We start from the raw sequence: 26,748 nt of genomic DNA, 5'->3' as shown, positions 1-26,748 counted from the left end.
GCCAGAACCTGGTCCAGAACATCGTCAGGGATCACCGGCTTCTTGCGTCGGGCCATGATGCTTCTCCTTCCTCAGCATCACACCAAACACACGAAATTCAGGATAGGCCCCACCGGGCAACCGGATTCCTGGACTTTATTGAAGCGTATCGACGCCGGGATCGCTGACGGCCTGGACGTCCATCTCGTGATGGACAACTCCGCCACGCACAAAACCCCTGTGACGAAGACCTGGCTGGCCCGTCGGCTTCATTGGCATGTTCATTTCACGCCGATATCGGCTTCCTGGATCAATCAGGTAGAGCGCTGGTTTGCCGAGTTGACACGCAAGCAACTCCAACGCGGCGTGCATCGCTCCACGACCGATCTCGTCGCGTTCATCGAACCGAACTTCAGATTCAGGTGACTGGCGGCACGGCCATCCTGTGTTTCCAAGCATTGGAGAGGAGCCTCGATGGCCGGGGGCACCGAAGCGCGGGAACGCGGGCCAGATCGCCGCCAGTGCGCAATTTCCGGTACGGTCTCAGAGGGGGCGGTGGGCGCGTTCGATCAGCCGTCGCCACACCGAGCGGGCTTGGGCCAGCACGGGATTGGGCTGCGCGGCAGGCGGGGAAGCGGCCTTGCGGGCAGCTTCCTTGCGGGCCAGCCAACGATCGAGGCTGATCCCTGCCTTCGCGGCCCGACGGGCTTCGTAAGCCTGCTTTCCCGGTCCGCTTGCCGGCCTGTTGCGCGTAATCATCGGTAATGTGGTTCCTTGCGGGCGTTGCACCGCCTAGTGGCGGGCATTGATTTCCGACAGCAGGAAATCGCGGAACACGGCAACGCGCTTCGATGTCCGCAATTCTTCCGGATAGACGAAATAGGCGTCGACCGTCGGTAGCGGAACGTCGGGCAGGATCTTGACCAGGTTCGCATGCGGCTCGGTCGCGTAAAGCGGCACCGAGCCAATGCCGACCCCGGCCGCGATGGCCGATGCCATTGCCGGCAGGCTGTTGACCTCAAGCCGCGCGCCCCGCTTCTCGTCCGACGGCACGCCGGCTTCCGCCAGCCAGTTGATGTGCGGGACGGGCGGATGATAACCGCCGAACAGTACCAGCTTGTGGGCCGACAACTCGTCCAGGGTCTGGGGAGTGCCGAATTCTTCCAGATAGCTGGGGGAGGCATAGATCGGCAGCGGGAAATCCGCGAGGTGGCGCTGGATCAGGTCGGGCTGGCGCGGCGGATGCATGCGGACGGCCACATCGGCCTCGCGCATGCCCAGATCCAGGTCGTTATCTTCCAGGATTAACGTAATTGTGATGTCCGGATTGGTTTCCATGAAGCGATGCAGGCGCGGCGTCAGCCAACAGGTGCCGAAACCCGTCGTCGTGGTCACGCGCAGGCGGCCGGCGGCTTTCTCCTTGCTCTCGGTCAGCAGGGACTGCGTCATCGCCAGTTTCGAGAAGACTTCCCGCACCGTCTGGTTCAGGGTCTCGCCTTGTTCGGTCAGGATCAGGCCGCGGGCATGGCGGTGGAACAGCGGAACCTGAAGTGCTTCTTCCAGAGCCGAAATCTGTCGCGAGACGGCAGACTGGCTGAGGTTGAGTACATCGCCCGCATGCGTGAACGAACCGGCTTCGGCCACCGCATGAAAAATACGGAGTTTATCCCAGTCCAATGTACGCTCCGATCCTGACAGGAGGAATTGTGAAACCAATGTTACTTTTGGTGACCGAAACGGGCCGTCCGGTCAAGGATTTGATGGGGAATCAGCCCGCGATTCCAGCCAGGAAACGTTCCGCTTCCAGCGCGGCCATGCAGCCGGTGCCGGCGGCCGTGATGGCCTGGCGATAGATCTTGTCCTGGACGTCGCCGGCCGCGAAGACACCGGGCACCGATGTCCGGGTTCCGCCGGGGTTCGTGACGATATAGCCCTCGTCATCGGTCTCGACCTGACCACGGAAAATCTCCGTGTGCGGCGCATGGCCGATGGCGACGAACACGCCGTCGACCGACAGATCTTCATGCGCGCCGGTCGTGGTATCGCGCAGGGTGATGCCGGTGACGACGGGCGGCTCGCCGTCCGCGATAATCTCGTCGGCCACGCGGTTCCACTTCACCGTGATCTTGGGGTGCGCGAACAGCCGGTCCTGCAGGATCTTCTCGGCGCGCAGGCTGTCGCGCCGGTGGATCAGGAACACATGTTCTGCATGATGGGTCAGGTACAGCGCTTCCTCGACCGCCGTATTGCCGCCGCCGATCACGGCCACGGTGCGGCCGCGATAGAAAAAACCGTCGCAGGTGGCGCAGGCCGAGACCCCGGCGCCCTGATATTGGGCCTCGCCGGGAATGCCCAGCCACTTCGCCTGTGCCCCGGTCGCGATCACTACCGAGCGGGCCAGGTAGACATCGCCCGAATCGCCGACCAGGCGGAAGGGCTCGCCCGCCTCGCGCCCCACCAGCGCGCATTCCGTGATGATGTCGTGGATGATCCGCGTTCCGACATGGGCGGCCTGGGCGGCCATCTGTTCCATCAGCTCGGGGCCCTGGATGCCGCGGGCGAAGCCCGGATAGTTTTCCACGTCCGTCGTGATCATCAACTGGCCGCCGGGCTGGAGGCCGGCAACCAGAATCGGCTTCAGGTTGGCGCGGGCGGCGTAGATGGCGGCGGTGTAGCCGGCGGGGCCGGCCCCGATCACGAGCAGGTCGGTGGAATGGGTATGGGTCATGGACTCGGCACAGGTCTGTTCAAGCTGCATGGGATATGGCCGTGTGGCGCGCCAGGCACAAGCCATGTGGGGATCGGGATGCTCTTTTCGGCGCGGGGCTCATGCCGTATCCTGAAGGCTTGATATTCTGGGACGGACAAAACTGACGTGATGGATCTGGATGCGATTGACCGTCGGATCGTAGCGGAACTCCAGGCGGATGGCCGCATGACCAACGTGGAACTCGCGCGTCGGGTTGGCATTTCCGCCCCACCATGCCTGCGGCGTGTGCGCCGGCTGGAGGAGGAAGGGCTGATCCGCGGCTATCATGCCGACACCGACGCGGCCCTGCTGGGATGGACGATCACGCTGTTTGCCCTGATCGGGCTGGACAGCCAGAAGGAAGCGGTCCTGACCGCCTTCGAGTCCCAGGTCGCCGGATGGCCGGAGGTACGGGAGTGCCACATGATCCGGGGCGGCGGCGATTTCCTGGTCCGGCTGGTGGCGCGCGACGCCGCGCATGAAAACCAGCTGACCCGGCGCCTGACCGAAAGTCCGCATGTCAGCCGGGTCCAGACATTGCAGACCATCCGCACCTCCCTCAGCCGCGCCGGGGTGCCGGTGCAGCCACTGGCCCAGCCCTTCGGCGACACAGACGGCGCATGACCCAGGTCCGGGGCCAGGCCGGCCCCGTGTGGGGGGATGACGCCGGCGCTGCGGGCGGGGCCGGCCTGGCGTGTCCGGCGGCGGATATCAGCATCGTGGTGCCCTGCTACAATGAGCGCGCCAATGTGCGTCCCCTGGTCGCGGCGCTGTACCAGGCCCTGGCGGGGCGGGCGTGGGAGGTCATCTTCGTCGATGACAGTTCGCCCGACGGCACGATCGACGAAGTGCGGGCCATGGCGGAACGCGATGGCCGCGTGCGCGGATTGCTGCGTGTGGGGCGGCGTGGCCTGTCGTCAGCGGTGATCGAGGGCGTGCTGTCGTCCTCGGCGCGGATCGTCGCCGTTATGGATGGCGACATGCAGCACGACGAATCGTGCCTCGGACGGCTGATCGACGCCGTGGCGCATGACGGGTACGACATCGCGGTCGGCAGCCGCCATGTGGCCGGCGGCGACAATGCGGGGCTGGCCAATGGCTGGCGGACCTTCCTCTCCGACTCCGGCATCCGCCTGGTGCAGATGATCCTGCCGGTGCGGCTGGGCGATCCGATGAGCGGATTCTTCGCCATGCGCCGCGATCTGTTCGAACGCACGGTGCCGCGCCTGTCGGGCACGGGCTTCAAGATCCTGCTGGATGTGTTCCTGTCCGCGCCCCAGCGGCCACGGGTGCTGGAGGTGCCGTTCGTCTTCCGCCCCCGTGCGGCGGGCGAGAGCAAGCTGGATATCCTGGTGCTGATGCAGTTCGTGGCGATGCTGGCGGACAAGATCTGCCGGGGGTTCCTGCCGACCCGGTTCATCGCGTTCTCGCTGGTCGGGCTGGTCGGCATTCTGGTCAATCTGACGGTGCTGGATATCGGCCGGCGTTTCGGCGCCGATTTCACCACCGGCCAATGGCTGGGCACACTGGTCGCCATGGTGACGAATTTCTGGATGAACAACGCGCTGACCTATCGCGACCGGCGGCTGCGCGGCGGGCGGATGTGGCTGGGGCTGGGGCTGTTCATGATCATCTGTTCGGCCGGTGCCGTCGCCGATGTCGGCATCGCACGGGCGATCTTCAGCCGTGACGGGGAATGGCGCCTGGCCGGGGCGGCTGGGGCGGCGATCGCGGTGGTGTGGAATTACGCCGTTTCATCGACCCTGATCTGGGGCTTGCGGTGACGGGCGCCGTGGGACGGGGCGGGCCCGACCTGTCGCGATGGGGCCTTGCCCTGGTCGGGGTGACATTGCTGCGCGCGATCGTGGCCGCGTGGACGCCCCTGTCGCCGGACGAGGCATATTACTGGGTTTGGTCCCGTGCGCTGGCGCCGGGCTATCTGGACCATCCTCCGATGGTGGCGCTGTGGATCCGCGTGGGCACGGCCCTGCTGGGGGACGGCCCCCTGGGCGTGCGCCTGCTGGCCCCGCTCTCGGCAGCGATCGGCACGCTGTTCCTGGTCGTGGCGGCGCGCGACCTGGGCCAGGGCGACGGGCCGCCGGCCGGCCGGATGGTGCGGGCGGGCCTGCTGCTGAACGCCACGCTGGCGCTGGGCATCGGCACCGTGACCATGACCCCGGATACGCCGCTGCTGTTCTTCGTGACGCTGGCGCTGTGGGCACTGGGCCGGCTGCTGGCCACGGGTCGGGGGGCGTGGTGGCTGGTGCTGGGGGCGGCACTCGGCCTGGCCTGCGACAGCAAATATACGGCCGTGCTGCCCGGTGGCGGGCTGGCGCTGTGGTGCCTGTGCAGCCGGTCGGGCCGGGCGTGGCTGCGCACGCCCTGGCCCTGGTGCGGTGCGGCGCTGGCCGCAATCCTGTTCCTGCCGGTCATCGGCTGGAACCACGCGCATCATTGGGCCAGCTTCGTGCGTCAGGGCGGCCGGGCAGGGGATTGGCGGCCGGCGCGGGCCGTGCAGTTCCTGTCGGAGCTGGCAGGGGGGCAGATCGGCCTGATGACGCCGCTGATCGCGCTGGGATTTGGTGGCGGAATGTGGCGGGCCTGGCGCCGTGCCGGCCGTGACCCGGGGGCGGCGGTGCTGCTGTGGTGGATCGTGCCGTCGGCGCTGGTGTTCGTGCAGCACGCGCTGGGCGATCGGGTGCAGGCTAACTGGCCGGTGCTGCTCTATCCCGCGCTGGCCGTGCTGGCCGCTTCACCCGTCTGGCGCTTCTGGCGCGCGGGGACGGTCCTGGGGTTTGCGCTGACGCTGCTGGTCTATGTCCAGTCCACCCTGGCGCCCGTTTCGCTGTCGCCGCATCTGGACATCACCCTGCGGCAGATGGCCGGCTGGCAGGATCTGGCGAGAGACGTCGATGCTCTGGCGGCCCCCGGCGACATGGTGGCAGCCGACGAATACGGGCTGGCGGCGGAACTGGCCCTGGCGCTACCGCGCCGGACCGTGATCGGGATCGAGCCGCGCTGGGCATTGTTCGACCTGCCGCGCCCAGCGGGCGGCAGCGGTATCTTCCTGTGCAGCGTTCGGCGGCTGCGCGACCTCGATCTGTCGCCGTTCAGCAGCGCCACGCGGATCGGCACCGTGGAGCGGGCGCGCAAGGGCAGGGTTGCCGAACTTTATGCCGTCTTCCGCGTCACTCTGGCGCCCGGCCCGCTCGCCGGCGCAGTCCGCCTGCCGGCTGGGGAATAGAGCGTCGCTATTTCGCCGCGCTGTCCAGCGTGCCGCGTACCAGCTCCATCAGCGCGCGGACCCGGAATGGCTTTTCCAGTGTCGGGATCGGCGCGAGGGTGGCCAGGCGCGCAGGGTCACCGCTGATGGCGATCAGGGGGATGCCCCCCGCCTTCAGTTGGGCGATCAGGCGATCAGGCGGGCCGTCGGGCAGGGACAGGTCGATGATGGCCAGGTCGACCGGCCCTTGTTCCACCGCGTTCATGGCCGATTGCACGCCCGGGCATGCGGTGACGCGGAGGTCGGATGCCTCCAGCGCGGTGCGGATCAGGTCGGCGATGGCGGATTCGTCCTCGACCAGCAGGATATGGCGGCCAGATGTCATGATGCATGGTCCTGTGCGGGGATGAGGCGACGGGGATCGCCCCCGGGGACGGGCCAGGGGGCGGCCCCCCGTTCGGAAAGCGCCAGGGTTCCCAGTTCCAGCAGGCCGGGGCTCATGCGCTCCGGGTTGGCCCGGATCTGGTCGAGGGTGAACCAGCCTGTGGCCACCGCGTCATCGGCAGCCTGGATGTCGGTCTGGCCGGAATCGGCGCAATGCACCACGGTGATGACGTAATGGAAGCGCAACCGCCCGTCGGGTGCCCGGTCCAGCACGTCGAATGCCGTCAGCACGCCCTGGGCTCGGGTGACGAACCCGGTTTCCTCGCGCAGTTCGCGTTCGGCCGCCTGGAACAGGGTCTCGCCATGTTCGATCCGGCCGCCGGGGAAGCCCCATAGCCCCTGGTCTGGCGGGTTGGCGCGCCGGATCAGCAGCAGGCGCGCGTCACGAACAACAACGGCCAGGATGGCGGCGGACACGATGGAAGAAGCAGTCATGCGGCGATCTTAACCGCATGCCTGCCCCCGGCGCCACCATATGGCGTCCCCTCAATGCCTGGCTGGGCAGGCTGTGAATGCGGGCGGCCTTGATGGCTGCCCGCGTGTTTCCCGTCAGGCTTTAGGGAACGACCGGCAGCCAGATGGCCGTCGACTGCTCACCACCCCGGTGAATGGTCTGGGTGGCGGTCACATAATCATGCGGCGTGGCACGCAGCACGTTGGGGACGAAGGTCTGCGGGTTGCGGTCGTAGAGCGGGAACAGCGAGGACTGGATCTGCACCATGATCCGGTGCCCCGGCTTGAACACGTGGTTGACCGCCGGCAGCGTGAAGCGATAGCGCGCCGTCGCATTGGCCACCGCGGCCACCGAATGGTCGAACCCTTCGCGGTAGCGGCCACGGAAGATGTCCATCGACACCGCCAGTTCGTATCCGCCCATTTCCGGCCGGTCGCCGTCGGTGGCGGGCATCACGTCGATCAGCTTCACCACCCAGTCGGAATCGGTGCCGCTGGTCGCCGCGAACAGGTCGGCCACCGGCACGCCGCTGACGCGGATGGACTTGGTCAGGACCGGCGTTTCATAGGTCAGCACGTCCGGGCGGCTTTCGGCCTGCCGCTGGTCCTGGACCAGCCAGGTCTTCCAGCGCGGTGAATCCTCCGCGAAATTGAACGGACGCTGCACGAACGGCACCGGATGCGCCGGGTCGGACACGTAGGAATCCTGCCCGGTGGCGGGGTGGTCGAACGACAGGCTGTAGCCGGCCTGCAGATACAGCGGCTTCAGCTTCTGGTCGCAGCTCTTGTCGTCACACGCCAGGGGCCAGCGCGGAAAGCGGTCCCAATGGTTCTCGCCGGAATTGTAGATGATGGCTTCCGGCAGATGAACCTCGGGCGAGCCGGGGCGCAGATACTGGTTGAAGAAGGGCAGCAGCACCTCGGCGCGGAATTGATGCGCGGTGTCTCCGTTCCAGTGCAGCGGGCCCAGTTCCGACCCGTCGTAATTGACCTGGCTGTGGCGCCAGGGGCCCATCACCAGCACGTTGGGCACGTTCGGGCTGGTCGCCTTCAGCGCCTGCCAGGAATGGATGGCGCCCCACATGTCTTCCTGGTCCCACAGCCCCTGTTCCCAGATGGTGGGGACGGTCAGCGGGTGGCGGGTGATCAGCTTGTCCAGCGCCTGGTCCTGCCAGAAGGAATCATAATCCGGATGGGCCAGCATGCGCTGCCACCACGGAAACTGGTCCAGCCCGGCGGCGGAGGCGAACTGGGCGGCCGAGCCCGCGCGCAGGAAGTTGGTGTAGTCGTCGCGATCGACGCGGGGGATTGAGGAGCCGGAGCCACGCACCGTCATCTGGTCGGTGAAATAGTCCAGTCCGCCCTGGCGGAAGGCGCCGTAATGGTACCAGTCGTCACCCATCCAGCCATCGACCATCGGGCTTTCCGGGGCCGCGACCTTCAGCGCCGGGTGCGGGTTCAGCAGCGCCATGACGACCGTGAAGCCTTCATAGGACGAGCCCAGCATGCCCACGCGCCCGTTGGACTGCGGCAGATTGTGGACCAGCCAGTCGATCGTGTCCCACGCATCGGTGACTTCGTCGGTATGGGTGGGGTTCAGCGGGCCGCGCACCGGGCGCGTCATGACGTAATCGCCCTCCGACCCGTATTTGCCGCGAATGTCCTGGAACACGCGGATATAGCCGGATTCCACGAACACATCGTCGCCCTGGGGCAGCAGCGCGCGCATGGTCGGCGCGTCCTCGATCCGGTTGAGGCGCTTCGAGGCATGATAGGGCGTGCGCGTCAGCAGGATCGGCGCGTCGTGGGCGTCGCGCGGGATCACGATCACCGTATGCAGCTTCACCCCGTCGCGCATCGGGATCATGATCTCGCGCTTGACGTAATCGCGCGCGGCGGTGGGGAAGGTGACGTGGGCGGGAATGTCGCTGCCCGTCTGCACCGTCAGGGACGATGCGGCCGTCGGCGCCGCCGGAGGGGCGGCATGGCCCAGGCTGCTGATCAGGCCGAGGGCGGTCGCCAAGGCGATCGCCCCGCCCGGGCGATGGAAGGGAAGGGTCAAACCAGGCGCTCCTGCTCTATCCGTCATTGCGGAGATGTCATGCTTTTCGCGTGGTCGACCATGTCGCAACCGGATGGATCAGGCAACCGCCCATCATCCCGGCGCAAGGCGTCCGGCAGGCTGCTTCAATGGCCCAGGAAATGCTCCGTGGCATGGGATTGCGGGCGGGTCAGGACCACATGGGCGCGGCAGCGCGGCGTGCCGTAGGTGCCATGGATCTCAGCCCCTTCGGGCGTGCCTTCGAACACCATGGGAAAGGGCTTGCGGTTCATGTCGCTCAGCACGAGCTGGGCGTGGAAACGGCCCGGTGTTGCGTCGCGCTGGCCGCGCAGAGTGTGCGCGCCATCGGCGGGGGTGAAGGCGATGCGCTTGCCTTCGATCTGCAAGGTCGAAGGGGCACGCGTCTCGGGGCAGATGCCGCGGTCGGCGACCAGCGTGCCGGTCCAGATCCCGAGCGGATCGCGGGCGGCGTCCTCGGCCGCTCCGGCGGCCCGCGACAGGCCACCCGTCGACAGGGCAAGGATGAGGGCGCCCATCATCGTCGCGCGTCCCACGCTGACGGGACGGGGAAGGGGCAAAGGGCGGTCCAGTCGGAAGAGGGGCACGTTGGGGCTCCGTAACACCTTGGTCTGGCCCTCTATATGGCGGTGGTCGGCCCGTTGGACCATAGGGTCCCGCCCGCTCCGGGCTTGCACTATACTCTGTGTCGACGCATATCCGGCTCCTGCACGGCCCGCCCGGTCGCGCAGCGCGCCCTGCGACCGTAACGCCGCGACCGAAAGAGCCACGATGAGCGACGATGTGAAGACCGCCGGTTCCACCCAGACCCTGCCCGAGGATACGACGACGCTGGACGCCGCGTTGCATCAGGACCGGATTCTGATCCTGGATTTCGGCAGCCAGGTCACGCAGCTGATCGCCCGTCGCGTGCGCGAAAGCGGCGTCTATTGCGAAATCTGGCCGTTTTCCACCGACGCGGCGCGGATCCGCGCCTTCGCCCCGCGCGGCATCATCCTGTCGGGCGGCCCCGCCAGCGTGTTGGACGAGAACGCGCCCCGCATCCCCGATGTCGTGTTCGCCCTGAACGTGCCGGTGCTGGGCATCTGCTACGGCCAGCAGGCGATGTGTTTCCAGCTGGGTGGTGCGGTGGAAACGCACGCGCATCGTGAATTCGGCCGCGCGCATGTCGATATCGTCGAGGATTGCGCGCTGTTCCGTGGCACCTGGACGCGAGGCGGGCGCGAGCAGGTGTGGATGAGCCATGGCGATCGGGTGACGAAGCTTCCGCCCGGTTTCCGTGCGGTGGCCGTCAGCGAGGGCGCGCCCTATGCCATCATCGCGGATGAGGGGCGGCGCATGTATGGCGTGCAGTTCCACCCCGAGGTGGTGCACACGCCGCATGGTGCGGCCCTGCTGCGCAACTTCACGCACGGTGTCGTGGGCTGTCAGGGCACTTGGACCATGGCCGGGTTCCGCGACATGGAAATTGCCCGTATCCGTCAGCAGGTCGGGTCGGGCCGGGTCATCTGCGGCCTGTCGGGCGGGGTTGATTCCTCGGTGGCGGCGGTGCTGATCCACGAGGCGATCGGCGACCAGTTGACCTGCATCTTCGTCGATCCCGGCATTCTGCGCGCCGGCGAGGCCGAGGAGGTGGTGAAGACCTTCCGTGGCCGCTTCAACATCAAGCTGATCCATCGCGACGCGTCGGACCTGTTCCTCTCCGCCCTGGAAGGCGTGACGGACCCGGAGGTGAAGCGCAAGACGATCGGCCGCCTGTTCGTCGAGGTGTTCGAGGAAGAGGCCGCGAAGCTGGGTGGCGCGGAATTCCTCGCCCAGGGCACGCTGTATCCGGACGTGATCGAAAGCGTCAGCTTCACCGGCGGCCCGTCGGTGACGATCAAGTCGCATCACAATGTCGGCGGCCTGCCGGAACGCATGAAGATGCAGCTGGTCGAGCCGCTGCGTGAACTGTTCAAGGACGAGGTTCGGGAACTGGGCCGCGAACTGGGGATTCCCGAAGCCATTGTCGGCCGTCACCCGTTTCCCGGGCCGGGCCTGGCCATCCGCATTCCCGGCGCGATCGATCGCGACAAGCTGGCGCTGCTGCGCCAGGTCGATACGGTTTTCCTGGAAGAAATCCGGGGTGCCGGCCTGTATGACGCGATCTGGCAGGCCTTCGCGGTCCTGCTGCCGGTCCGCACTGTCGGCGTGATGGGCGACGGCCGTACCTATGACTATGCCTGCGCCTTGCGCGCGGTCACCAGCACCGACGGCATGACGGCCGATGTCTATCCGTTCGACATCGGCTTCCTGAACCGCGTTGCCAGCCGCATCGTGAACGAGGTACGAGGCATCAATCGCGTGACCTACGATATCACGTCGAAGCCGCCCGGGACGATCGAGTGGGAATGATTTTTGTCCATCCGGCGGTATCCAAAACTACGCCATAACACGCTGTAACGCTCTGAAAAATAATAAAGAATGGTTCTTCGTCTATCGAGAGCTATCGGTAGGCAGAGATCGGTGATGGCGGCCTACGTGACGGCCTTCCCCATATTGATCAGCTCCAAATTCACGAGTACCGTCAGGGCAGATGACGTCCTTGACGGTACTTTTTTCGGCATAAGCCGATGAAACATAACATAAATTTCCGCCAAGGTGCGCCGAAAACCACGTGACGGTACTTTTCGGAGGTGGCGCGGAAATGCTGACGGATGCTGCGATCAAGGCGCTGAAGCCGCAGAGCAAGATGTACAAAGTGGCGGACCGGGACGGCATGTACGTTCGGGTCATGCCATCGGGAGCGATCTCGTTCCGCCTCGATTATCGCCTGAACGGCCGGCGCGAGACCGTCTACCTCGGGAAGTACGGCCGCGATGGGATCTCACTGGCCCGGGCCCGCGAACTCTGCATTGATGCAAGAAGGGCCGTCAGCGAAGGACGGTCTCCCGCGATCGAGAAGCAGCGCGAGAAGCGGCGGATCAAGGAAGCCAAGAGCTTCGGCGAGTTCAGCGAGAAGTGGCTCGTGAATGCGCCGATGGCCGACAGCACTCGAGCCATGAGGCGGTCTATCTTCGAAAGGGAGCTGTTGCCCGTATGGCGCAATCGGCTCCTCGCGGAAATCACGCCAGACGACATGCGCGCGCATTGCAGAAAGATCGTCGATCGCGGCGCGCTGTTTAGTCCCGGGATTTGATGGTGCATTATTTTCACGAGAGTGGCAGGAAGCGCTATGGGCCAGGTTCACCACGGGAGCGCCACGACGACAGCGGCAGTCCGTCGAGCGATACAACATAGTCAAGAGAGCCTGAGGGCTTTGGCGAAACGCTACGGGATCAACCCGAAGACGGTCGCCAAATGGAAGGGGCGGCCCGATACGGCGGATCGGCGTACTGGCCCGAAGGCTCCTCTTTCGACGGTCTTATCGATTGAGGAGGAAGCCATCGTCTTGGCGTTCCGCCGCCATACGTTATTGCCCCTGGACGACTGCCTTTACGCGCTACAGGCGACGATCCCGCATTTGACGCGCTCTTCGCTGCATCGCTGCCTTCAGCGCCACGGCATCTCGCGCCTGCCCGATACCGAAGGCGACAAGCCGAAACGGTCGAAGTTCAAGACCTGTCCGATCGGCTATTTTCATATCGATATCGCTGAAGTCCTCACCGAAATGGGGCGCCTTTATCTCTTTGTGGCGATCGACCGGACGTCGAAATTTGCTTTCGCCCAACTGCACGAGAAAGCAACACGTCGCGTCGCCGGTGACTTCCTGCGCGCCCTGGCCGTTGCAGTCCCCTATCCGCATCCACACCGTGCTGACTGATAACGGCACACATTTCACCGATCCGGCTGGCAATGGATGGACACCGGAAGATATCAAGGCCATGCGGGCCGACGGCGTCCTGTTCCGTTGCCATTCTTTTGAACTGTCCTGTGCTGATCTCAATATCGAGCATCGTCTGACAAAGCCTCGACATCCATGGACAAATGGTCAGGTCGAACGCATGAACCGCACAATCAAGGAGGCAACAGTCAAGCGCTTCTACTACGAAACGCATGACCAGTTGCGCCAGCACCTCACCGATTTCGTCGCTGCCTACAATTTCGCCCGAAGGCTCAAAATGCTGCGAGGCCTCACTCCATATGAATTCATTTGCCAGCAGTGGGAAAAAGAACCATCACGGTTCATACAAAATCCGCACCATCAAATCCCGAGACTAAACATCTAGCACCGGTCTCGTCTACAATGTCGATAGCTCCCGACCCTCACTGGAAATCGATCACGTCGCGCGGGAACGCGATTATCCCGCCAGCAAGGTCGCGGCCGAGAAGCTGCTGCGTGAGAGTGGCCTCAACTGGTCGATCCTGCGTTTCGGCTTCGTCTATGGTGACGATGATGGGCATATCGGGCAGATTCCGCACATCGCGCAACTGCTCAAGCTGCATCCAGCCAACCGGCTGAGCATGATCCATCACCGCGATATCGCCACTTTCGTGAAGATGGGTCTTGTCGGAACGCTCGACGGCCGGATCGTCAACACCGTGGACGAGGCGCCCATAACCATCTTCGAACTGAGTGAGATCGCCGGTGCTCCTATGGAGCCTGCCTCAGTACCACTAACCAATCCATGGTCGGGCGTTTTGGATGGATCGCTCGCGCGAAGCCTGGGCTTCAAGCCCGAGGTTCGAACGACCTACCAAGCGATCGAAGAGGGCGTCGTATAACGGCCTGCCTAACGCAGCCAAGGTCTTGAAGAGGCGCTGATCGCTTCCTCGGCGGGATGCCGGGTTACTGCAAACACTCAAACCATTCAGCCTCTCGCTTTCCGGTTTCTCTGCAATCGTCTCGTCGCCGGCGCGGGTAGTCGCTGCCAGCAACGACAATGACCGCGTCGCAAGGAAGCGCAGTAATAGTCCGCACGACTGAGTCCATTCTTCGCGAGCGTCAACCACGCCCCCGTAGAGTCGCGAGTGTGCAGACAGGTCTCGTGATGGCGGCGCTGCCCCATCTAGGGGCAGCCAACTATGGTACGGAGGCGAGGCGGTCTAGCAATTCCGCGAGCAGCAGTCGCTCTCCCGGGGTCAGATCGGCAGTTTCGCTCAGGCGGCTTCCTAGAGCAATGGCCAGGGGCGCAATCCCGTTGTCGCGCGGCTGGGTCGGCGCGTCGGTAAGGATGGCGGCCAGCGCGGCGTCCCGAGCCGAAGAGGAAAGTTGTCCATCGCGCGCTTCCGAAGGCATGGCAAGAAGAGTGACCACCGTACCAACCCCTGCGGCGTGGATCAAAGCCACCGCCCGCTCAATGGACATCGAAAGCCGACCCGCGCGTGCGATTCTCTGGACCCGCTTGCGCAGAACGGCGAGGCCGGTGAGCGCGGCCGGCGAGGCGGATGCGGGCATCGCAATTTCGTTCATGATCGCGAATACTGCGGGATTGGCGAGGCCGAAGGCCACGCAGCTATCCCAACCGTCGATCAAATCCTGCACCGGATCGGGATGTGGCTCGACCGCTGCCTTCTGTTCGACATAAGTCGCCAGAGCATGCTCCGCGACGGCGTTGAGTAGTCCCCGCTTTTCACCGAAAAGACGGTAGAGTGTGGGGGCCTGTACCGACGCGGCCGACGCCACGGCGCGCGTCGTCAATGCCGCCACGCCTCCACTGGCGACGAGCTTCGCCGCCGCGTTCAACACAAGCGCCCGAGCATCCCGTTCTTCCAAATCTCGATCCGGTTCATCGAACATGAGCATTGATAGCATTGATCAGCTGAAATTAGTAGCGTTGATTGCACTATTGTTATCATTGATAACAATAGTGCAATAGCGATGCTATAAGGATACGGTTATGATCGTTGTAACGGGCGCAACCGGCCAGCTAGGCCGGACTATCGTTGAGAGCCTCTTGGGCCGCCGCGCGCCGAGCGAGATCGTCGCCAGTGTGCGAGATCGCAGCAAAGCCTCTGGTCTTGCTGCCCGAGGTGTAACGGTCCGTACCGGCGACTTCTCCGACAGAGGCAGCCTGGAAGCTGCTTTCCGAGGAGCGGACCAGGTCCTGATCGTCTCGGCCGACAAGCTCGGCGACGAGGCGTTGCGGCTTCATCACACCGCGATCGAGGCCGCCTGCGCTGCAGGCGTACATCGCATCCTGTACACCAGTCACATGGGCGCGCGCGCTGGTTCACCTTTTTTGCCGGCCGATCAGCATGCCGGGACCGAAGCAGACCTCGCGGCATGCGGGGTTTCATATACGTCGCTGCGTCACGGCTTCTATGTGGAGAGCTGCCTTCACATGATCGGTGACGGGCTGCAGAACGGAGAGTTGCGGACCCCCGAGGACGGCCCGATCAGTTGGACGGCACGTGCTGATCTGGCTGAAGCCGATGCCGCGATCCTGGCTGGCGAAGGGAGGTGGGACGGCATCACACCTCCGCTTACGGCTGGGGAAGCCGTTACCATGGCTGAGATCGCGGCGATCGCATCGGAAGTTTTCCGCCGCGAGGTGCGCCATACCACTGTCACCGATGAAGAATGGCGGGATACGAAGATCGCTGCGGGGATGCCCGCCATTTACGCTGACATGCTGTTGGGCACATTCCGGGCCGCCCGCCGCGGGGACTTCGCCGCGACTGACCCAGCGTTGGAAACGCTGCTCGGGCGTGCGCCGAGGACAATCCGCGATACAGTGTCAGCATGGGGCTTTTGACCGAACTGGCAAAGGGACCAATCCTGATCACTCCAGCTGCTCGGCCAGCGCCGTATGGCGCGCGACTTCGGCCGCCAGGTTGCCGAAATCCAGATCCGCATTACTGGCCTCAACCGCTACACAGCGCTCGGAATCCGGGTCACAAAGCTTGTTGCATAAATTCCGCCGGGTCGGGGCTCATCCAGCTTGCATGCCTATTGGTACAACAGCGCCGGAGGGCGCGCTGGAAACATTCATGACCGGGTTTGCAAAAGAAGTCGTGCGCGATGGTAGCGGCTCAACCGGCACGACCTCACCGTATGTCACCCCGACATTGCAAGAAGGCGGTCACAACGGGAACCACGCCGAGCGCGCACACGGCGACCGCCAGCAGGCCAACAGCGCGATCGCTGAGGATTGTTGCACTCTTCACTTGCGAGCTCATTCCTCGGTTACCGCCATCAAAGTTTTTTGCTCTGAAGCCAGCGGCGGATGACCTGGATGAGTTCTTCCTTGCGCTCCAACGGCAGCCAATGCCCGCAGGTCATACTCGCCACGGTAAGGTCTCGACAGGCTGCACGCATCGGGTCGCCCTGACGATTTCCGTTGATGCTGCAGATCTGATCGAAGTCGCCGTTGACGAATAGTACCGGCTGCGACAGTCGGCCTCCATTGGGCGCCTCGCGTGCGTAGGCAGTGTTGGCGTCACCGTTCAGATACAATGCGCAGGTAGGGAGGAAGCCGCGAAGCTTAAACGCGTGCACCAGCTCTTCGAAGTCCACCGGCGGCCACAGTGCCGGGTCAGACCGAGTAGGCGGAGCTCGGTGTGCGGCGCCGAAGCGCCCACCGTTGCGCGTGACTTTCGCGGATGGCGAAACCTCGCCGACGGTGGCAGGGCTGCCCGATCGAAAGATGGATGCCAATGATGCTTCCGCATCCGCGTCGAGGTCAGCCACCGCCGACTCGAAATGCGTCGTATAGTAGCGGTAGTAATCCCATTGGCCGTCCGGATACCGATCAGCGGGGTAAATCGTTCGGTCAACCAGTGGGACGAGCGTGGGCAGGGCGTTCCCGTCGGGAAAATACGCCCACGAGATCAGTACGACGCCACGGCAGCGCTTCGGCTCATGCGCGGCCAACGCACCGGCTACGATGCTGCCCCAGTCGTGGCCAACCCAGATTGCAGCCCTGCGCCCAAGGTGGTCATGGAGCTCCGCCATATCCGCAACGATTTCCTCGATGGTATAAGCATCGTTGGCTGCAGGTGCGAAAGAGCTGCCAAAGCCGCGAAGATCAGGCGCGATGCAGTGCCACCCGTCGGCGGCGAACGCGTCCATCTGGGCGCGCCACATCAAACCTATGCTCGGCCAGCCGTGGAGGAAGATCATCAGCGGTCCGTCGGCCGGCCCGCATTCGATGTAATGCGTTGTCTGACGGGGCGTGCTGAAAGTGCGTGAAACCAGCGTTGATGAGGGCATTCCCCCCGCTACGCCCGACAGGACGGCTGCGCCGGTCCCGAGGGGGATGGAACGTTGGCTGGGATGCCCGATCAGGATCGGACCTTCGGCTGGATGGTGTTGGATCGTAGGCATTCGCAACCGTATGCCGAACAGATGCTTGCGATTAGCCCTGAAATCACACATGAAGTATGAAGTAAAACTTCAAGGCGAATCACTTGCGACAGAAAAATATGCTCGAAGGCGTGGCTGTGTTTGTCGCTGTGGCCGAAGCCGGTAGCTTTTCCGAAGCAGCGAGGCGTCTCGGCATCTCTCCGTCCGCGGCCAGCCAGGCGATCCGAAGCCTCGAGGAACGGCTCGGTACCCCGCTTTTGCGCCGCTCGACCCGCAGTTTGAGTTTGACGGAAGTCGGTACCGACTATCTCCTCGCGGCAGCTCCAGCCCTGTCGCAATTGAGGCGAGCCGCGGAGGAGGCCGCACGGCGGGGCGGACGGCCAGCCGGCCCCTTGCGCCTCACCATGCCGCGCGCGCCCTTCGACCTGCTCATTGCCGCAGTGCTGGCGGCTTTCCAGGACACCTATCCTGACGTGGAGCTCGAGATCGCGGTTGAAGCGCGTATGATCGACATCGTCAAGCAAGGCTACGACGCAGGATTACGCTATGGCAATTGCCTTGAGAAGGACATGGCGGCAGTCCCAGTCGCGCCCGAATCAGAAGCGGTTCTCGTCGCTTCACCTGCCTATCTTCATGCTCGAGGGATGCCGAAGCTCCCAAGCGATCTGCTCAATCACCGCGCTGTGGTGTGCCGCAGTCAGACGACCGGCTTGATCATACCATGGGTCCTGCATTCCGCAGGCGAGACCGTACAGATCGCTCCGCCCGCGGCAACGATCGTTCACGATCTCGCCTCCCAGATCGAGCTGGCTGTAAGGGGGCTAGGAATTGTCAGCGCGCCGGCTGCGAGCGTGTCCGATCTCCTCGCCGCTGGAAAGTTGTCACGGGTCCTGCCTGAATGGTCTTCACTGCTCGAGGCGCTTTACCTCTACTTTCCAAGCAGGCACCACCAATCAGCGGCCTTGCGCGCGTTCGTCGCGTTTCTGAAGGGCCGTTCCTATCTTCCCCTCCACCTAAGTAATGGTCACGTTAAAAACGTAGATGGGCGGGATGAAACCCCATCCCGCCCGGCGTCAAATTCGCGACTCGGCCTCAAAACTGGTCAGTCTGGAGGCTAGCAAGCAGTATGGAGCACACCGATGCTATGATCCGGCTACCTTCGCTACGCTGCACTTTGATGGCGGGCCGAGAACGACGAAAGTGAGAAGTACGTCTACGCCTGATCGCCAGTATGCTCGGTGAGCCGGTTTGATGCACGGCACAGTATTCTTTTCATCCAAAGCATCAAGAGCATCTACCGAGTAGAGTACCCGGAGAATGCGACGTGCGCCGGGCCGGCCACAAGCCTCCGCCGCAACAGCCAGGCGATCAAACGAAAGGCCGACCTCCGCGGCGAAGATCTTCGTCATCGGCGTCGCGACCATGCGCCGGCCTTCTCGCGTGAAGAGAGACATCTGCCGCCTCTGCCTTGCGCCTGAAGCTGCCGTGCTGGGCGATAGCATCGCGTCGCGAAAGTGGCGGAGATCAAGCGTGAGGTCCGGCATGGCAGGGCGGGTTGAAGCGCGGTTGATAGCGCCCAGTCATCGGCGAGCCGATATGCGCGGTAGCAAAAGATAGGATGTATGCTCTCCGCCCGTCGCCAGCGTATCCGCCCCGCCATAGAGGGCGGGGTCGCGGTTAGGATGCGCGGCGAAGAAAAGCCCGGAGTTGCTGGAGTTCGGAAGATCGTAATCCTTGGCGCGAACGATGTTCGCGCCCGGACCGTACCCGAAATCCTTGCCCTGGATCGTCAGGGCCAGGCGATAGCCCTTCGAGATGACGATGCTCGTCGGGTTCGTGAATTCCACGTCCACCGGGTAAAGCTGCCCGGGCGTCATCGGCTCCGACGTCAGATGCGGATGGAATGGGATGTACTCGGTGGAGCGCGCCGGATCGACCGCGCGGTGCGACGCACGCAGATAGCCGAGGCCGAGCGGCACGTTCGGGTCACTGTTGCCCATGAAGGTGACGTCGCGGCCTTGCGGGTCGATCAGCCGCACAGCCGCGAAGATGTCCATGTCCGATGTGGAGGAACTGACCCAGAGCCTGATGCCGATCGGGCCGGTGAACTCCGTCTCCTCAGTGAACGGCGCGGAGGTGAACGTCAGCCCGTCGCCAAGACCGGGATAGGATTTCTCGGCGGGTGCGGCAGTTCCGAGCGCGGGGTCCATCGATCCGTTTGCCGCGTCGAGATAATAACGCTGCCACTGCGTTCCGGGGAGCGGCCACGCGGCGGCACTGCGCCACGTGGTTCCGGCGGGCCGACGGACCTGAACCGCCACCCGCGGCTCCTTCTCCCAGCCGTTGTTCACGCCCTTGAGGAAGTGATCGAAGAAGCGCTTCTGCAGCGCGAGCGCTTCGTCTGAATAGAAGGGCGTCAGATGATCGCCGGTCTGGATGCGCAGCCATTTCTGCTTGCTGGCGGCAGAGCGAAAGCCCTCCGTGCTCCAGTCGGTCCAGTTGGCGACGTCGAGCAGCGGCACCGTGATCCGGCTGCCCTCAGGGGTTCGCCGGCGATAATAGGTGTCGTCGAACGGGTGCTTGGCGAAGGCCTCGATCGGATCGACACGGTTCTGCTTCAAGACTTCCGGGGAGAGGGGCGCCCCGGTATCCTTGCCGCCATTGATGGAGTCGACCAGCGACGTTTCCGCATTGCCATTCTGGTTCGGCACCACCTGATGCGTCCACCAATATTCCCAGGCGACGTTGAGGATCCCGCCGTAATAGGCGATCTCGCGATATTGATCGTAGGCCCCCTCCCACGGCAGTATCGCCGCGAGGCCTTCGGGTTGTAGGGCGGCGACCTGATATTGGTTGATCGCCTGATAGGACGTGCCGAACAGGCCGACCTTTCCCGAGCTCCAAGGCTGGTGCGCCGCCCAGGTGATCAGCGTGGCATAGTCCTCGGTCTCCCGCGTGGAGAAGGGATCGAGCACGCCCGGCGATGCGCCGGCGCCGCGGACATCGGCATGGATGACGATATAGCCGTTCGCGACCCAGCGTTCGGGATCGGGCGCCTCGAAGCGGATGTAGCGGCAGGAGGATTTTTTGCAGAGGTCCGGATATTTGGCGATCAGCTTGGTCCAGGAGGTCTTGTAGGCGGGCGCATCGGCCAGGCTCGTATCCTTGCCATAGGGGCCCATCAGCATCAGGACCGGGTAGCGGCCCGGCTTTTCCGGGCGATAGATGTTGACGCGCAGCTGCAGGCCATCGGTCATGGTGATCGGCACGTCATGGTCGAAGAGCATGCCGGGAACGCCGGAGGCGAGAGGCGTCGCCAAGCTCGGCTGGGCAAAAGCGAGCGCGAGGGTGAAAGCAAAGGGCAGAAGTTTGGTCGACCGCATCGGAGGTTTTCCTTTATTGTCCGCAGGCCGAGCATCGGCGCTCTTCGGCGCGCGTCATTTTCCGCGACCGGAGCCATGCAGGAATATTTGTGTCTTTGGGTTCGCTTCAGGCGAGGGCCGGTGATGCCCCCGCGTCGGTGCTTTGAAGCGCGGTTGCGATATCATCCATGAGCCGCGGATGGGTCGGCTGCCAGCTCAGGCGCTGCTGCGTGAGCTCACGGGACACTGGATTGTCGGCGCCGACGAAGGGTGCGAGCCAGCCGAAATGCTTTGGAGCGTCTTTCGGAAACAGGCCTTCGACGCGGATTCCCAGATGGCTGCCGATCGCCTCTGCGATGTCGCGCACCGGGATGCCTTCTTCGGCAACCGCATGATAGCAGGCGGCGGCTTCGCCCTCTTCGAGGGCGAGGCGGAAGAGGCGCGATGCGTCGAGCCGATGAACAGCGCCCCACCTGTTTTCGCTATCGCCGATGACATAGGCGGAGACCCGCTTCTTGCGCGCGATAGCGATCAACTGGGTGACGAGGCCCTGCCGGGTTTCGTCGTGTACCGAAGGCGGTAGCCGAACGATCGTGGCCTTCACGCCGCGGGCTGCGAGCGCCAGAGCTGCCTCCTCGGATCGGGCTCTGAGGCCACCCACCGCATTCGGATCGGCGAGATCCGTTTCAACCGCCAGCTGTCCCTGCGCCATCGCCATTGTCGGAAAGGCAATGACCAGCGATCGCTGATCTCCGCGCAGCGCGTTGCCGAGCGTCTCGATCGCGCGCCGGTCCGCCTCGACGGCCAGGGTCGCGAAGCGTCTGACGATGCCGCCCGGGCGGCCGCCGAACAGGATTCGCAGGCGGACACCGGGACTGGCGTGCGAGAGCGCATGAAAGAAAGCTGTGTGAATGACGCCGTCGGCTTCTGCCGCCGCCCGTCGCAGGACGTCCAGATCCTCAATTGTCCCCCGACAGGCTTTCACGCCGGCCGCCTTAAGTTTCGCGACTGCCTCTGCTGAGCGGACGAGCCCGGTGACCTCGTGCCCGGCCTCGATGAGCTCGCGGACGATGGCGGACCCGATGAAACCGCTCGCTCCTGTAACAAAAACTTGCATTCCGGCTTCCTTTCCGGTCCAGCCATCGATGGATTGCCGGCTGCTCAGGCGCCGAAATAATCAGGACGGGCGAGATCCTCGAGCAGCTCCGGCTGCTCGGGTTTCCAATTCAGGAGCGCGCGCGTGCGGTCGCTTCTGGTTGGCGCATCGAAACCGACGAACGGCGCGAACCACCCGAAATGCTCGCTTGCCTCAGCGGCGGCCTTGGAGACCAGCGGCAGATCGAATCGGCGCGCGATCGCCTCGGCGATGTCTTTCAGCGCCACGCCCTGTTCAGCGACGGCGTGAAATGGCCCCTCGGCGGTGTGCTCCAGTGCCAGGCGGAAGATCCGCGCCGCGTCGAGCCGATGCACAGCCGGCCAGCGGTTTTGGCCATCGCCGATATAGGCGGATACCCCCTTGTCGCGGGCGATGCCGGCGAGACGCGGCACGAAGCCATGATCGCCGACGCCATGCACCGTGGGAGCCAGGCGCACCGTGGTGGCGCGGACACCGCGACCACGAAGTTCTTCGACGACCGCTTCGGACGCGCGCGGGAAACGCTCCGTGACCGGTGGCGCCATATCGGCCTCGGTGGCGAGGCGCCCTGGCGCGAGCAGGGCGACGCCGGACGTGACGATCAGCGGCCGCTCCGTTCCTTCGAGCTCCGCGCCCAACGCCTCGATGGCGTGCTTGTCGGCCGCGCAATTCTCCGCGAAGCGTGACCAGTCATGATTGAAGGCGGTGTGGATCACGGCATCCGCTGCCCGCGCGGCCGTTCGCAGCACGTCGATATCCTCGATCGATCCGCGCATCACCTGCGCACCGACTGCTGCGAGCGTCTCGACACTCGCGGGAGACCGGGCGAGCCCGGTGACCTCGTGCCCTGCGGCGATCAAGTCCTTCACCACGGCAGAGCCGACCCATCCGGTTGCACCGGTCACGAATATGCGCATGGTGCTTCTCCTCTATTTGGCTTCAAACCCAATTTAGGCGGTTGAAAGGGAACGATCCATGTCGCATAGTTCGAATATGGTTTTCGATCGTTCAGGAGATCATGGATGGACGCACTGTCGGATGTGCTCTCGCTCCTGAAGCTGCGCAGCTACGTATCAGGCGGTTTTGATGCTGGCGGCGATTGGGCGATCAGCTTCGGGCCACATGACGGGATCAAGTTCCACGCCGTCGTGACCGGCTCGTGCTGGATATCGGTGGAAGGGGAGCCCCCCGTTCAGGTCAACGCCGGCGAGTGTTTCCTGCTGCCACGTGGCCGGCCGTTCCAGATCGCGAGCAACCTCTCGGTCGAGCCGGTCCATGTCAGTCAGGTCCTGCCGCCAAAGCAGAGTGGGGGTATCGTCACTTATAATGGCGGTGGTGACTATCTCAGCATCGGTGGCTACTTCACGCTGTCGGAAGGGCAGTCAGAGCTGCTTCTAAATGTCCTTCCGCCACTCCTGCACATCCGTGATCGTCCTGGCAGCGCGACCCTGAACTGGTGCGTCGAGCGCATGCGGCAGGAGTTGTTGGAGGGACAGCCGGGCGATTTCATCGTCGCGCAGCAGCTGGCGACGATCGTGCTGGTCCAGGCGCTGCGGCTCTACCTGTCCGACCGAACTACCGAGGAAACAGGCTGGCTTGCCGCGCTCACCGACAAGCGATTGCGCGCGGCCATCGCGGCAATGCACGGAGCACCTGGCCAGAGATGGACGCTCCAGGCCCTCGCCAGTGAGGCGGGGATGTCGCGCACCGCCTTTTCGGTCACCTTCAAGGAGAGGGCTGGCCTCTCACCAATGGAATATCTGACCCGCTGGCGCATGATGCAGGCGGCGGACAGGTTGACGTCCACGCGCCAGTCGCTTGCCGAGATCGGATCGGCGCTCGGCTATGAATCCGAGAAGTCCTTCAGTACGGCGTTCAAGCGGGTGATGCACTGTTCGCCGCGCCAATATGGTCGTCGGCAAGGGGGGGCGGGAGCGACGGGGCTAAGCTTCGCACCGGAAATGGAAGGGTCCCCTTCGCTTCTTTGAGTTACAGCCTCGTCTACGGCGTTCTCATCCGTGTTCGCGCTCGACTTCGGACCTGTCGGTCCTCGGAGCCGGTCCCATCGGCCTATCATGGTCGGTGTCACCCGGCGGCACGGTCTGATGTTCGACGAGGTGACTTGAACCATTACCTGGCCCCATTGCCGCCGTTTCAAGTGACTTTTCTAGAACCACGAAAGAAAGATCGTCACGTAGTGGTCTCCCGAAGCGATCGTCACCGTAAGGGAACGGCACGATCTCACCGGTCCTTCGATAGCCTCGGCGGATGTACCAACTGATCAGGGCTTCACGGACGTTGGTGACCGACATGCGCATACGCTTGGCCCCGCGATCATGCGCCCATTCTTCCGCAGCTTGAAGCATGATCCGGCCAAGCCCGCCCTTCTGCTTCGTCGGATCAATTGCGAGCGATCCGAGATACCAAGTGTGGTTGTCAATTGGCTCAAACCAAGCACAGCCGACAATGCTCGCGTCTCGTTCATCCTCCCATTTGAGCATCGAGGCTGACGGCTTTCTGGCGAGGTCGCCGCGAAGAAGGGCCTCTGTCGTCCTGTCACCGTCGAGATAGGCTTCTTCTGTGCTCCAGCCCGAGCCGGTGTTGCCGCGGTAAGCCCGGTTCATCAGTGCGACGATTTCTGGGATGTCTGAATCAACCGCCAACGTGAACATGGCACCGATCTCTCTTTCCAGTCTCGGTTTAGACGAGCGCCGCGGACGTAAGCCAGCGTGCTATCGCTTCGTTCACGGTGCCGGGAGCTTCGAGCATGATCTCGTGGCCTCCTTCTAATGTCACTTCGGACAGTCGCTCGCAGTCCTCGCGCATAGGCTCGGCCAGCCGGCTCTGCATCGTATCACAGACGGTATCGTTGGTCGCGTGGATGAAGAGCGCGGGAAGCGTGAGCCGCCCGAAATTGGGCGCGTCTGCTGCATAGGCGATATTGGCGGCGTCGTTCATGTACCAGGCGTCGGCGCCTGCGAAGCCTGTCGCGGCGAAGGCTTTCACGATCGCGTCGAAGTCGTCCTGGCCCAACAAGACCTGGTCGAGCGGCATGGCCGGCGGGCGACCGGCCGCCCCAAACCAGCCCTTCCGGGCGCGGATATCGGCAGTGAAGGCCGGCTCTCCAGGTTTCCGCTCCGGCGCGGTCCGATAGACGAGTGCCAGCGTCGCGGCGACGTCCGCTTCGAAATCGCGTGACGCCTGAGCGAAATGCTCACGATAGAACAGCCAATAATCCCATTGACCAACGGGATAGCGTTCCATGGGATATACGTGGCGATCGACTAGCGGCACCAGATTCGGCAAAGCGAACCCCCGCGCGAAGTCGGGCACGCAGAGATTGGCGACACCCCGGCAACGTGTGGCATGATGCGAGGCCATGGACCAGGCGACCGCGCTTCCCCAGTCATGCCCGACCCAAACGGCGGGACCCCCGCCGAGCGCATCGTGTAAGTCGACCATGTCGGACACGAGTTCGCGAACCTCGTAAGCGGCCATGGTATCGGGCCTCGAAGATCCCCCATATCCGCGCATGTCCGGCGCAACGCATCGCCAGCCGAGCGCCGAGAAAAATTCGATCTGCCGTCGCCATACGAGTCCCAACTCAGGCCAGCCGTGAAGGAAGACCATCAACGGCCCCTGCGCGGGACCGGCCTCGATCCAGACCGTCCGATGACGATCGGTCTCGATACTGCGTTGCGAAAGGCCAGCGCCGGTCATGATCGATCCTTGTTGGGGTGAAGGTGCCCTGACGGGCGGTGAGATCATCGCGGCAACTCCGGTTGCGTCGTCGCAATGAACTTCCAGTCCCAGAGCGCCGCGCGCCGATGGGGCGCGGCTTGTTCCGCATAGGCAGCGCTCTCCAGGATGCGGCGCAGCACGGCGAAGCTCGCATAGCGGACGATGACGATGTCATCCCAGGCTTCCCCGTCAGACCCCACGAGCACGCCATGGACATTGCCCACCCAGAAGAGCCCGTAGTCCTCGCCTTGCGCGACCTTGTTGAAGGCGGGAGCGTAACGCTGGAAATAGGCCTCGCGTCCCGAGCAGGGCGGAAAGGTGCTACCCGCCTCATAGACCGCTTCGGTGCGGTAGCACACCAGGTTGACCATGTAGACCGGGCCAGCGTCGCCAAGAGCTTCGCCAGCGGCCTGCAACGCTGCAGGCGTACATTCGATCGTCGCCATGTTTCTCGGTCTCCTTGAAACCAGCCGGGGGCCATTGTGGGCACGGAGGGCAAGAGCTCGGGAAACCCCTCACTCAGCTAAGCCTCTTGCAAATGAATACGTCCAGCTGTATTTATATGTAATGGCCCGACCTTCACTTCGCGAGAAAATCATCGAGTCCGGCGTGCGGACGCTGCACGAGCGGGGCTTCGCCGGCGCCGGCGTCCGTGAGATCACCGGCGACGCCGGCGTTCCCCAAGGCTGCTTCACAAACCATTTCCGGTCGAAGAAGGCCTTCGCAGTTACGATCCTCGACCGCTATCATGAGCTTACCCAGGCCATCATGGACGAGACGCTCCGCGACGAGAGCAGGCCGGCGGCCGAGCGGCTGCATGCCTACTTTGACGCGATCACCGAATGGCTTGAGATGGCCGGTTGGCGATACGGCTGCCTTGTCGGCAACATGAGCCTGGAAGTGCCCGAGCATAGCGAGCTGCTGCGCACCCACCTGATCGAGATCTGCGGCGCGCTCACGTCATCCTTCGCAGAAGCCATTCGCGCAGGTCAGAAGGCGGGCGAGATTCGTAGCGACCTTGATGCCGATGACATGGCGGCGTTCATTCTCGCCTCGTGGGAGGGCGCCATGATGCGCATGAAGGTCGATCGCTCTCCACGACCGATTGAGCAGTTCAGGCGCGTCCTGTTCGCGACCGTGGTGTCGCCGTAAGAAGTGCGCGTGGCTCTCAGACCTCAGTCATTCCGATGCTGTTCTGATTGAAGGCGACGGCCAAGTCCGCCGCCTGCTCCCTCAGAGCCTGAATCAGAAAGCGGTCTGATTAATTTTCCGCAGAACTCTGCGGATATGGGCGATCATCAACCAGGCGTGGGATGACGAGATTGTTGCCTCGACATCCTTCGTGAGGCGGCGGC

The 26,748-nt window shown here is 63.9% G+C and carries 27 protein-coding genes and 4 pseudogenes; 14 read left to right on the top strand and 17 right to left on the bottom strand.

Features of this window, described 5'->3' with window-relative positions; all coding sequences use genetic code 11:
• Positions 1 to 110: 110 nt before the first annotated feature.
• Positions 111 to 381, top strand: a pseudogene (locus HLH29_RS18470) (transposase); the annotation flags it as partial.
• 141 nt (positions 382 to 522) lie between these two features.
• Here the strand turns inward: HLH29_RS18470 and HLH29_RS18465 are convergent.
• From HLH29_RS18465 to trxB, 3 genes are all read right to left on the bottom strand, one after another.
• On the bottom strand, positions 523 to 738 hold the full coding sequence (locus tag HLH29_RS18465) for a hypothetical protein (RefSeq protein ID WP_182968842.1): 216 nt from the start codon (positions 736 to 738) through the stop codon (positions 523 to 525).
• 33 nt (positions 739 to 771) lie between these two features.
• Entirely contained in the window at positions 772 to 1,656 is an 885-nt protein-coding gene (locus HLH29_RS18460) for a LysR family transcriptional regulator (RefSeq protein ID WP_182968841.1), read from the bottom strand.
• Positions 1,657 to 1,747: 91 nt separating this feature from the next.
• Positions 1,748 to 2,707 (bottom strand): thioredoxin-disulfide reductase, encoded by a 960-nt coding sequence (gene trxB / locus HLH29_RS18455; RefSeq protein ID WP_182968845.1) that lies wholly within the window; start codon positions 2,705 to 2,707, stop codon positions 1,748 to 1,750.
• Between the two features lie 150 nt (positions 2,708 to 2,857).
• On the opposite strand from trxB, the gene HLH29_RS18450 reads away from it, so the two are divergent.
• Genes HLH29_RS18450 through HLH29_RS18440 form a run of 3 tightly spaced genes read left to right on the top strand, consistent with a single transcriptional unit; the run spans position 2,858 to position 5,972 of the window.
• Positions 2,858 to 3,352 carry an Lrp/AsnC family transcriptional regulator gene (locus tag HLH29_RS18450; RefSeq protein ID WP_182968844.1) on the top strand — a complete coding sequence of 165 codons (495 nt, stop codon included), beginning with the start codon at positions 2,858 to 2,860 and terminating at the stop codon, positions 3,350 to 3,352.
• On the top strand, positions 3,349 to 4,512 hold the full coding sequence (locus tag HLH29_RS18445) for a glycosyltransferase (protein ID WP_182968840.1): 1,164 nt from the start codon (positions 3,349 to 3,351) through the stop codon (positions 4,510 to 4,512). Before HLH29_RS18450 ends, HLH29_RS18445 begins: the two co-directional genes overlap by 4 nt.
• Positions 4,425 to 5,972 (top strand): ArnT family glycosyltransferase, encoded by a 1,548-nt coding sequence (locus HLH29_RS18440; RefSeq protein WP_182968839.1) that lies wholly within the window; start codon positions 4,425 to 4,427, stop codon positions 5,970 to 5,972. The genes HLH29_RS18445 and HLH29_RS18440 overlap by 88 nt, the downstream gene beginning before the upstream one ends.
• 7 nt (positions 5,973 to 5,979) lie before the next feature.
• Here HLH29_RS18440 and HLH29_RS18435 read toward each other — a convergent pair whose 3' ends face one another.
• The 4 genes from HLH29_RS18435 to HLH29_RS18420 form a co-directional block, all read right to left on the bottom strand.
• Positions 5,980 to 6,336 carry a response regulator gene (locus HLH29_RS18435; RefSeq protein ID WP_182968838.1) on the bottom strand — a complete coding sequence of 119 codons (357 nt, stop codon included), beginning with the start codon at positions 6,334 to 6,336 and terminating at the stop codon, positions 5,980 to 5,982.
• Positions 6,333 to 6,830 (bottom strand): NUDIX hydrolase, encoded by a 498-nt coding sequence (locus HLH29_RS18430; protein ID WP_182968837.1) that lies wholly within the window; start codon positions 6,828 to 6,830, stop codon positions 6,333 to 6,335. The genes HLH29_RS18435 and HLH29_RS18430 overlap by 4 nt, the downstream gene beginning before the upstream one ends.
• Before the next feature lie 121 nt (positions 6,831 to 6,951).
• Positions 6,952 to 8,910 (bottom strand): CocE/NonD family hydrolase, encoded by a 1,959-nt coding sequence (locus HLH29_RS18425; protein ID WP_408871995.1) that lies wholly within the window; start codon positions 8,908 to 8,910, stop codon positions 6,952 to 6,954.
• 125 nt (positions 8,911 to 9,035) lie between these two features.
• The gene (locus HLH29_RS18420; RefSeq protein ID WP_246374429.1) at positions 9,036 to 9,449 is read right to left on the bottom strand and encodes a hypothetical protein; all 414 of its coding nucleotides are present in this window, start codon (positions 9,447 to 9,449) and stop codon (positions 9,036 to 9,038) included.
• Between the two features lie 250 nt (positions 9,450 to 9,699).
• On the opposite strand from HLH29_RS18420, the gene guaA reads away from it, so the two are divergent.
• The 3 genes and pseudogenes from guaA (at position 9,700) to HLH29_RS18405 (ending at position 13,136) form a co-directional block, all read left to right on the top strand.
• Positions 9,700 to 11,322: a glutamine-hydrolyzing GMP synthase gene (gene guaA / locus HLH29_RS18415; protein ID WP_246374428.1), complete on the top strand. Its 1,623-nt coding sequence runs from the start codon at positions 9,700 to 9,702 to the stop codon at positions 11,320 to 11,322.
• Positions 11,323 to 11,614: 292 nt separating this feature from the next.
• Positions 11,615 to 12,106 carry a tyrosine-type recombinase/integrase gene (locus HLH29_RS18410; protein ID WP_246374426.1) on the top strand — a complete coding sequence of 164 codons (492 nt, stop codon included), beginning with the start codon at positions 11,615 to 11,617 and terminating at the stop codon, positions 12,104 to 12,106.
• A gap of 36 nt (positions 12,107 to 12,142) precedes the next feature.
• Positions 12,143 to 13,136, top strand: a pseudogene (locus HLH29_RS18405) (IS481 family transposase).
• 37 nt (positions 13,137 to 13,173) lie between these two features.
• Here HLH29_RS18405 and HLH29_RS18400 read toward each other — a convergent pair.
• Complete coding sequence (locus HLH29_RS18400) at positions 13,174 to 13,353, bottom strand: hypothetical protein (protein WP_182968834.1); 180 nt, start codon at positions 13,351 to 13,353, stop codon at positions 13,174 to 13,176.
• Between the two features lie 18 nt (positions 13,354 to 13,371).
• Between HLH29_RS18400 and HLH29_RS18395 the strand changes: the two genes are divergently transcribed.
• Complete coding sequence (locus HLH29_RS18395; RefSeq protein ID WP_182968833.1) at positions 13,372 to 13,632, top strand: NAD-dependent epimerase/dehydratase family protein; 261 nt, start codon at positions 13,372 to 13,374, stop codon at positions 13,630 to 13,632.
• A 298-nt stretch (positions 13,633 to 13,930) separates the two neighbouring features.
• On the opposite strand, the gene HLH29_RS18390 is transcribed toward HLH29_RS18395, so the two are convergent.
• Positions 13,931 to 14,647, bottom strand: a complete 717-nt coding sequence (locus tag HLH29_RS18390; protein WP_220791592.1) for a TetR/AcrR family transcriptional regulator — start codon at positions 14,645 to 14,647, stop codon at positions 13,931 to 13,933.
• Positions 14,648 to 14,747: 100 nt separating this feature from the next.
• Between HLH29_RS18390 and HLH29_RS18385 the strand changes: the two genes are divergently transcribed.
• The 3 genes and pseudogenes from HLH29_RS18385 to HLH29_RS18375 all read left to right on the top strand — a co-directional run bounded on the left by HLH29_RS18385 (position 14,748) and on the right by HLH29_RS18375 (position 16,080).
• Complete coding sequence (locus HLH29_RS18385) at positions 14,748 to 15,605, top strand: SDR family oxidoreductase (RefSeq protein ID WP_182968831.1); 858 nt, start codon at positions 14,748 to 14,750, stop codon at positions 15,603 to 15,605.
• Positions 15,606 to 15,635: 30 nt separating this feature from the next.
• Positions 15,636 to 15,764, top strand: a pseudogene (locus tag HLH29_RS18380) (IS5/IS1182 family transposase); the annotation flags it as partial.
• A gap of 76 nt (positions 15,765 to 15,840) precedes the next feature.
• Positions 15,841 to 16,080, top strand: a complete 240-nt coding sequence (locus tag HLH29_RS18375; RefSeq protein ID WP_182968830.1) for a hypothetical protein — start codon at positions 15,841 to 15,843, stop codon at positions 16,078 to 16,080.
• On the opposite strand, the gene HLH29_RS18370 is transcribed toward HLH29_RS18375, so the two are convergent.
• Positions 16,046 to 16,972 carry an alpha/beta fold hydrolase gene (locus HLH29_RS18370; RefSeq protein ID WP_220791591.1) on the bottom strand — a complete coding sequence of 309 codons (927 nt, stop codon included), beginning with the start codon at positions 16,970 to 16,972 and terminating at the stop codon, positions 16,046 to 16,048. The genes HLH29_RS18375 and HLH29_RS18370 overlap by 35 nt on opposite strands.
• 287 nt (positions 16,973 to 17,259) lie before the next feature.
• On the opposite strand from HLH29_RS18370, the gene HLH29_RS18365 reads away from it, so the two are divergent.
• Positions 17,260 to 18,273 (top strand): LysR family transcriptional regulator, encoded by a 1,014-nt coding sequence (locus tag HLH29_RS18365; protein ID WP_182968828.1) that lies wholly within the window; start codon positions 17,260 to 17,262, stop codon positions 18,271 to 18,273.
• Positions 18,274 to 18,735: 462 nt separating this feature from the next.
• Here HLH29_RS18365 and HLH29_RS18360 read toward each other — a convergent pair whose 3' ends face one another.
• The 3 genes from HLH29_RS18360 to HLH29_RS18350 all read right to left on the bottom strand — a co-directional run bounded on the left by HLH29_RS18360 (position 18,736) and on the right by HLH29_RS18350 (position 22,569).
• A complete protein-coding gene (locus HLH29_RS18360) occupies positions 18,736 to 20,538 on the bottom strand; it encodes a CocE/NonD family hydrolase (protein WP_182968827.1) in 1,803 nt (600 codons plus the stop codon).
• Positions 20,539 to 20,644: 106 nt separating this feature from the next.
• A complete protein-coding gene (locus HLH29_RS18355) occupies positions 20,645 to 21,634 on the bottom strand; it encodes an SDR family oxidoreductase (protein WP_182968826.1) in 990 nt (329 codons plus the stop codon).
• 44 nt (positions 21,635 to 21,678) lie between these two features.
• Positions 21,679 to 22,569, bottom strand: a complete 891-nt coding sequence (locus HLH29_RS18350) for an SDR family oxidoreductase (RefSeq protein WP_182968825.1) — start codon at positions 22,567 to 22,569, stop codon at positions 21,679 to 21,681.
• Positions 22,570 to 22,674: 105 nt separating this feature from the next.
• Here HLH29_RS18350 and HLH29_RS18345 point away from each other — a divergent pair, with 105 nt between their 5' ends.
• Positions 22,675 to 23,640, top strand: coding sequence for an AraC family transcriptional regulator (locus HLH29_RS18345; RefSeq protein WP_182968824.1), 966 nt, complete (start codon positions 22,675 to 22,677; stop codon positions 23,638 to 23,640).
• A gap of 24 nt (positions 23,641 to 23,664) precedes the next feature.
• Here HLH29_RS18345 and HLH29_RS18340 read toward each other — a convergent pair whose 3' ends face one another.
• The 3 genes from HLH29_RS18340 to HLH29_RS18330 are packed head-to-tail and all read right to left on the bottom strand — an operon-like array spanning position 23,665 to position 25,839.
• The gene (locus HLH29_RS18340; RefSeq protein WP_182968823.1) at positions 23,665 to 24,324 is read right to left on the bottom strand and encodes a GNAT family N-acetyltransferase; all 660 of its coding nucleotides are present in this window, start codon (positions 24,322 to 24,324) and stop codon (positions 23,665 to 23,667) included.
• A gap of 28 nt (positions 24,325 to 24,352) precedes the next feature.
• A complete protein-coding gene (locus HLH29_RS18335) occupies positions 24,353 to 25,372 on the bottom strand; it encodes an alpha/beta fold hydrolase (RefSeq protein WP_182968822.1) in 1,020 nt (339 codons plus the stop codon).
• A gap of 44 nt (positions 25,373 to 25,416) precedes the next feature.
• Entirely contained in the window at positions 25,417 to 25,839 is a 423-nt protein-coding gene (locus HLH29_RS18330; protein WP_182968821.1) for a DUF1330 domain-containing protein, read from the bottom strand.
• Between HLH29_RS18330 and HLH29_RS18325 the strand changes: the two genes are divergently transcribed.
• A complete protein-coding gene (locus HLH29_RS18325; RefSeq protein WP_338030292.1) occupies positions 25,838 to 26,545 on the top strand; it encodes a TetR/AcrR family transcriptional regulator in 708 nt (235 codons plus the stop codon). The genes HLH29_RS18330 and HLH29_RS18325 overlap by 2 nt on opposite strands.
• Before the next feature lie 93 nt (positions 26,546 to 26,638).
• Here HLH29_RS18325 and HLH29_RS18320 read toward each other — a convergent pair.
• A pseudogene (locus HLH29_RS18320) lies at positions 26,639 to 26,748 on the bottom strand (IS5/IS1182 family transposase); the annotation flags it as partial.

The organism is Gluconacetobacter tumulicola (genome assembly GCF_014174215.1).
Taxonomy (GTDB): Bacteria; Pseudomonadota; Alphaproteobacteria; order Acetobacterales; family Acetobacteraceae; genus Gluconacetobacter; species Gluconacetobacter tumulicola.
The sequence above is the reverse complement of the archived record's forward strand: the minus strand, read 5'-3'. Positions and strand labels throughout refer to the sequence as shown.

Coding starts and splice junctions, on each gene's coding strand:
- HLH29_RS18325 (WP_338030292.1), top strand. CDS start 25,838: ATGTTTCTCGGTCTCCTTGAAACCAGCCGGGGGCCATTGTGGGCACGG.
- HLH29_RS18400 (WP_182968834.1), bottom strand. CDS start 13,353: ATGCAGCTTGAGCAGTTGCGCGATGTGCGGAATCTGCCCGATATGCCC.
- HLH29_RS18420 (WP_246374429.1), bottom strand. CDS start 9,449: ATGATGGGCGCCCTCATCCTTGCCCTGTCGACGGGTGGCCTGTCGCGG.
- HLH29_RS18445 (WP_182968840.1), top strand. CDS start 3,349: ATGACCCAGGTCCGGGGCCAGGCCGGCCCCGTGTGGGGGGATGACGCC.
- HLH29_RS18465 (WP_182968842.1), bottom strand. CDS start 738: ATGATTACGCGCAACAGGCCGGCAAGCGGACCGGGAAAGCAGGCTTAC.
- HLH29_RS18410 (WP_246374426.1), top strand. CDS start 11,615: ATGCTGACGGATGCTGCGATCAAGGCGCTGAAGCCGCAGAGCAAGATG.
- HLH29_RS18335 (WP_182968822.1), bottom strand. CDS start 25,372: ATGACCGGCGCTGGCCTTTCGCAACGCAGTATCGAGACCGATCGTCAT.
- HLH29_RS18355 (WP_182968826.1), bottom strand. CDS start 21,634: ATGCAAGTTTTTGTTACAGGAGCGAGCGGTTTCATCGGGTCCGCCATC.
- guaA (WP_246374428.1), top strand. CDS start 9,700: ATGAGCGACGATGTGAAGACCGCCGGTTCCACCCAGACCCTGCCCGAG.
- HLH29_RS18395 (WP_182968833.1), top strand. CDS start 13,372: ATGATCCATCACCGCGATATCGCCACTTTCGTGAAGATGGGTCTTGTC.
- HLH29_RS18370 (WP_220791591.1), bottom strand. CDS start 16,972: ATGATCTTCCTCCACGGCTGGCCGAGCATAGGTTTGATGTGGCGCGCC.
- HLH29_RS18360 (WP_182968827.1), bottom strand. CDS start 20,538: ATGCGGTCGACCAAACTTCTGCCCTTTGCTTTCACCCTCGCGCTCGCT.
- HLH29_RS18375 (WP_182968830.1), top strand. CDS start 15,841: ATGACCGGGTTTGCAAAAGAAGTCGTGCGCGATGGTAGCGGCTCAACC.
- HLH29_RS18340 (WP_182968823.1), bottom strand. CDS start 24,324: ATGTTCACGTTGGCGGTTGATTCAGACATCCCAGAAATCGTCGCACTG.
- trxB (WP_182968845.1), bottom strand. CDS start 2,707: ATGACCCATACCCATTCCACCGACCTGCTCGTGATCGGGGCCGGCCCC.
- HLH29_RS18345 (WP_182968824.1), top strand. CDS start 22,675: ATGGACGCACTGTCGGATGTGCTCTCGCTCCTGAAGCTGCGCAGCTAC.
- HLH29_RS18430 (WP_182968837.1), bottom strand. CDS start 6,830: ATGACTGCTTCTTCCATCGTGTCCGCCGCCATCCTGGCCGTTGTTGTT.
- HLH29_RS18390 (WP_220791592.1), bottom strand. CDS start 14,647: ATGTTCGATGAACCGGATCGAGATTTGGAAGAACGGGATGCTCGGGCG.
- HLH29_RS18450 (WP_182968844.1), top strand. CDS start 2,858: ATGGATCTGGATGCGATTGACCGTCGGATCGTAGCGGAACTCCAGGCG.
- HLH29_RS18435 (WP_182968838.1), bottom strand. CDS start 6,336: ATGACATCTGGCCGCCATATCCTGCTGGTCGAGGACGAATCCGCCATC.
- HLH29_RS18350 (WP_182968825.1), bottom strand. CDS start 22,569: ATGCGCATATTCGTGACCGGTGCAACCGGATGGGTCGGCTCTGCCGTG.
- HLH29_RS18385 (WP_182968831.1), top strand. CDS start 14,748: ATGATCGTTGTAACGGGCGCAACCGGCCAGCTAGGCCGGACTATCGTT.
- HLH29_RS18330 (WP_182968821.1), bottom strand. CDS start 25,839: ATGGCGACGATCGAATGTACGCCTGCAGCGTTGCAGGCCGCTGGCGAA.
- HLH29_RS18440 (WP_182968839.1), top strand. CDS start 4,425: ATGGCGCCTGGCCGGGGCGGCTGGGGCGGCGATCGCGGTGGTGTGGAA.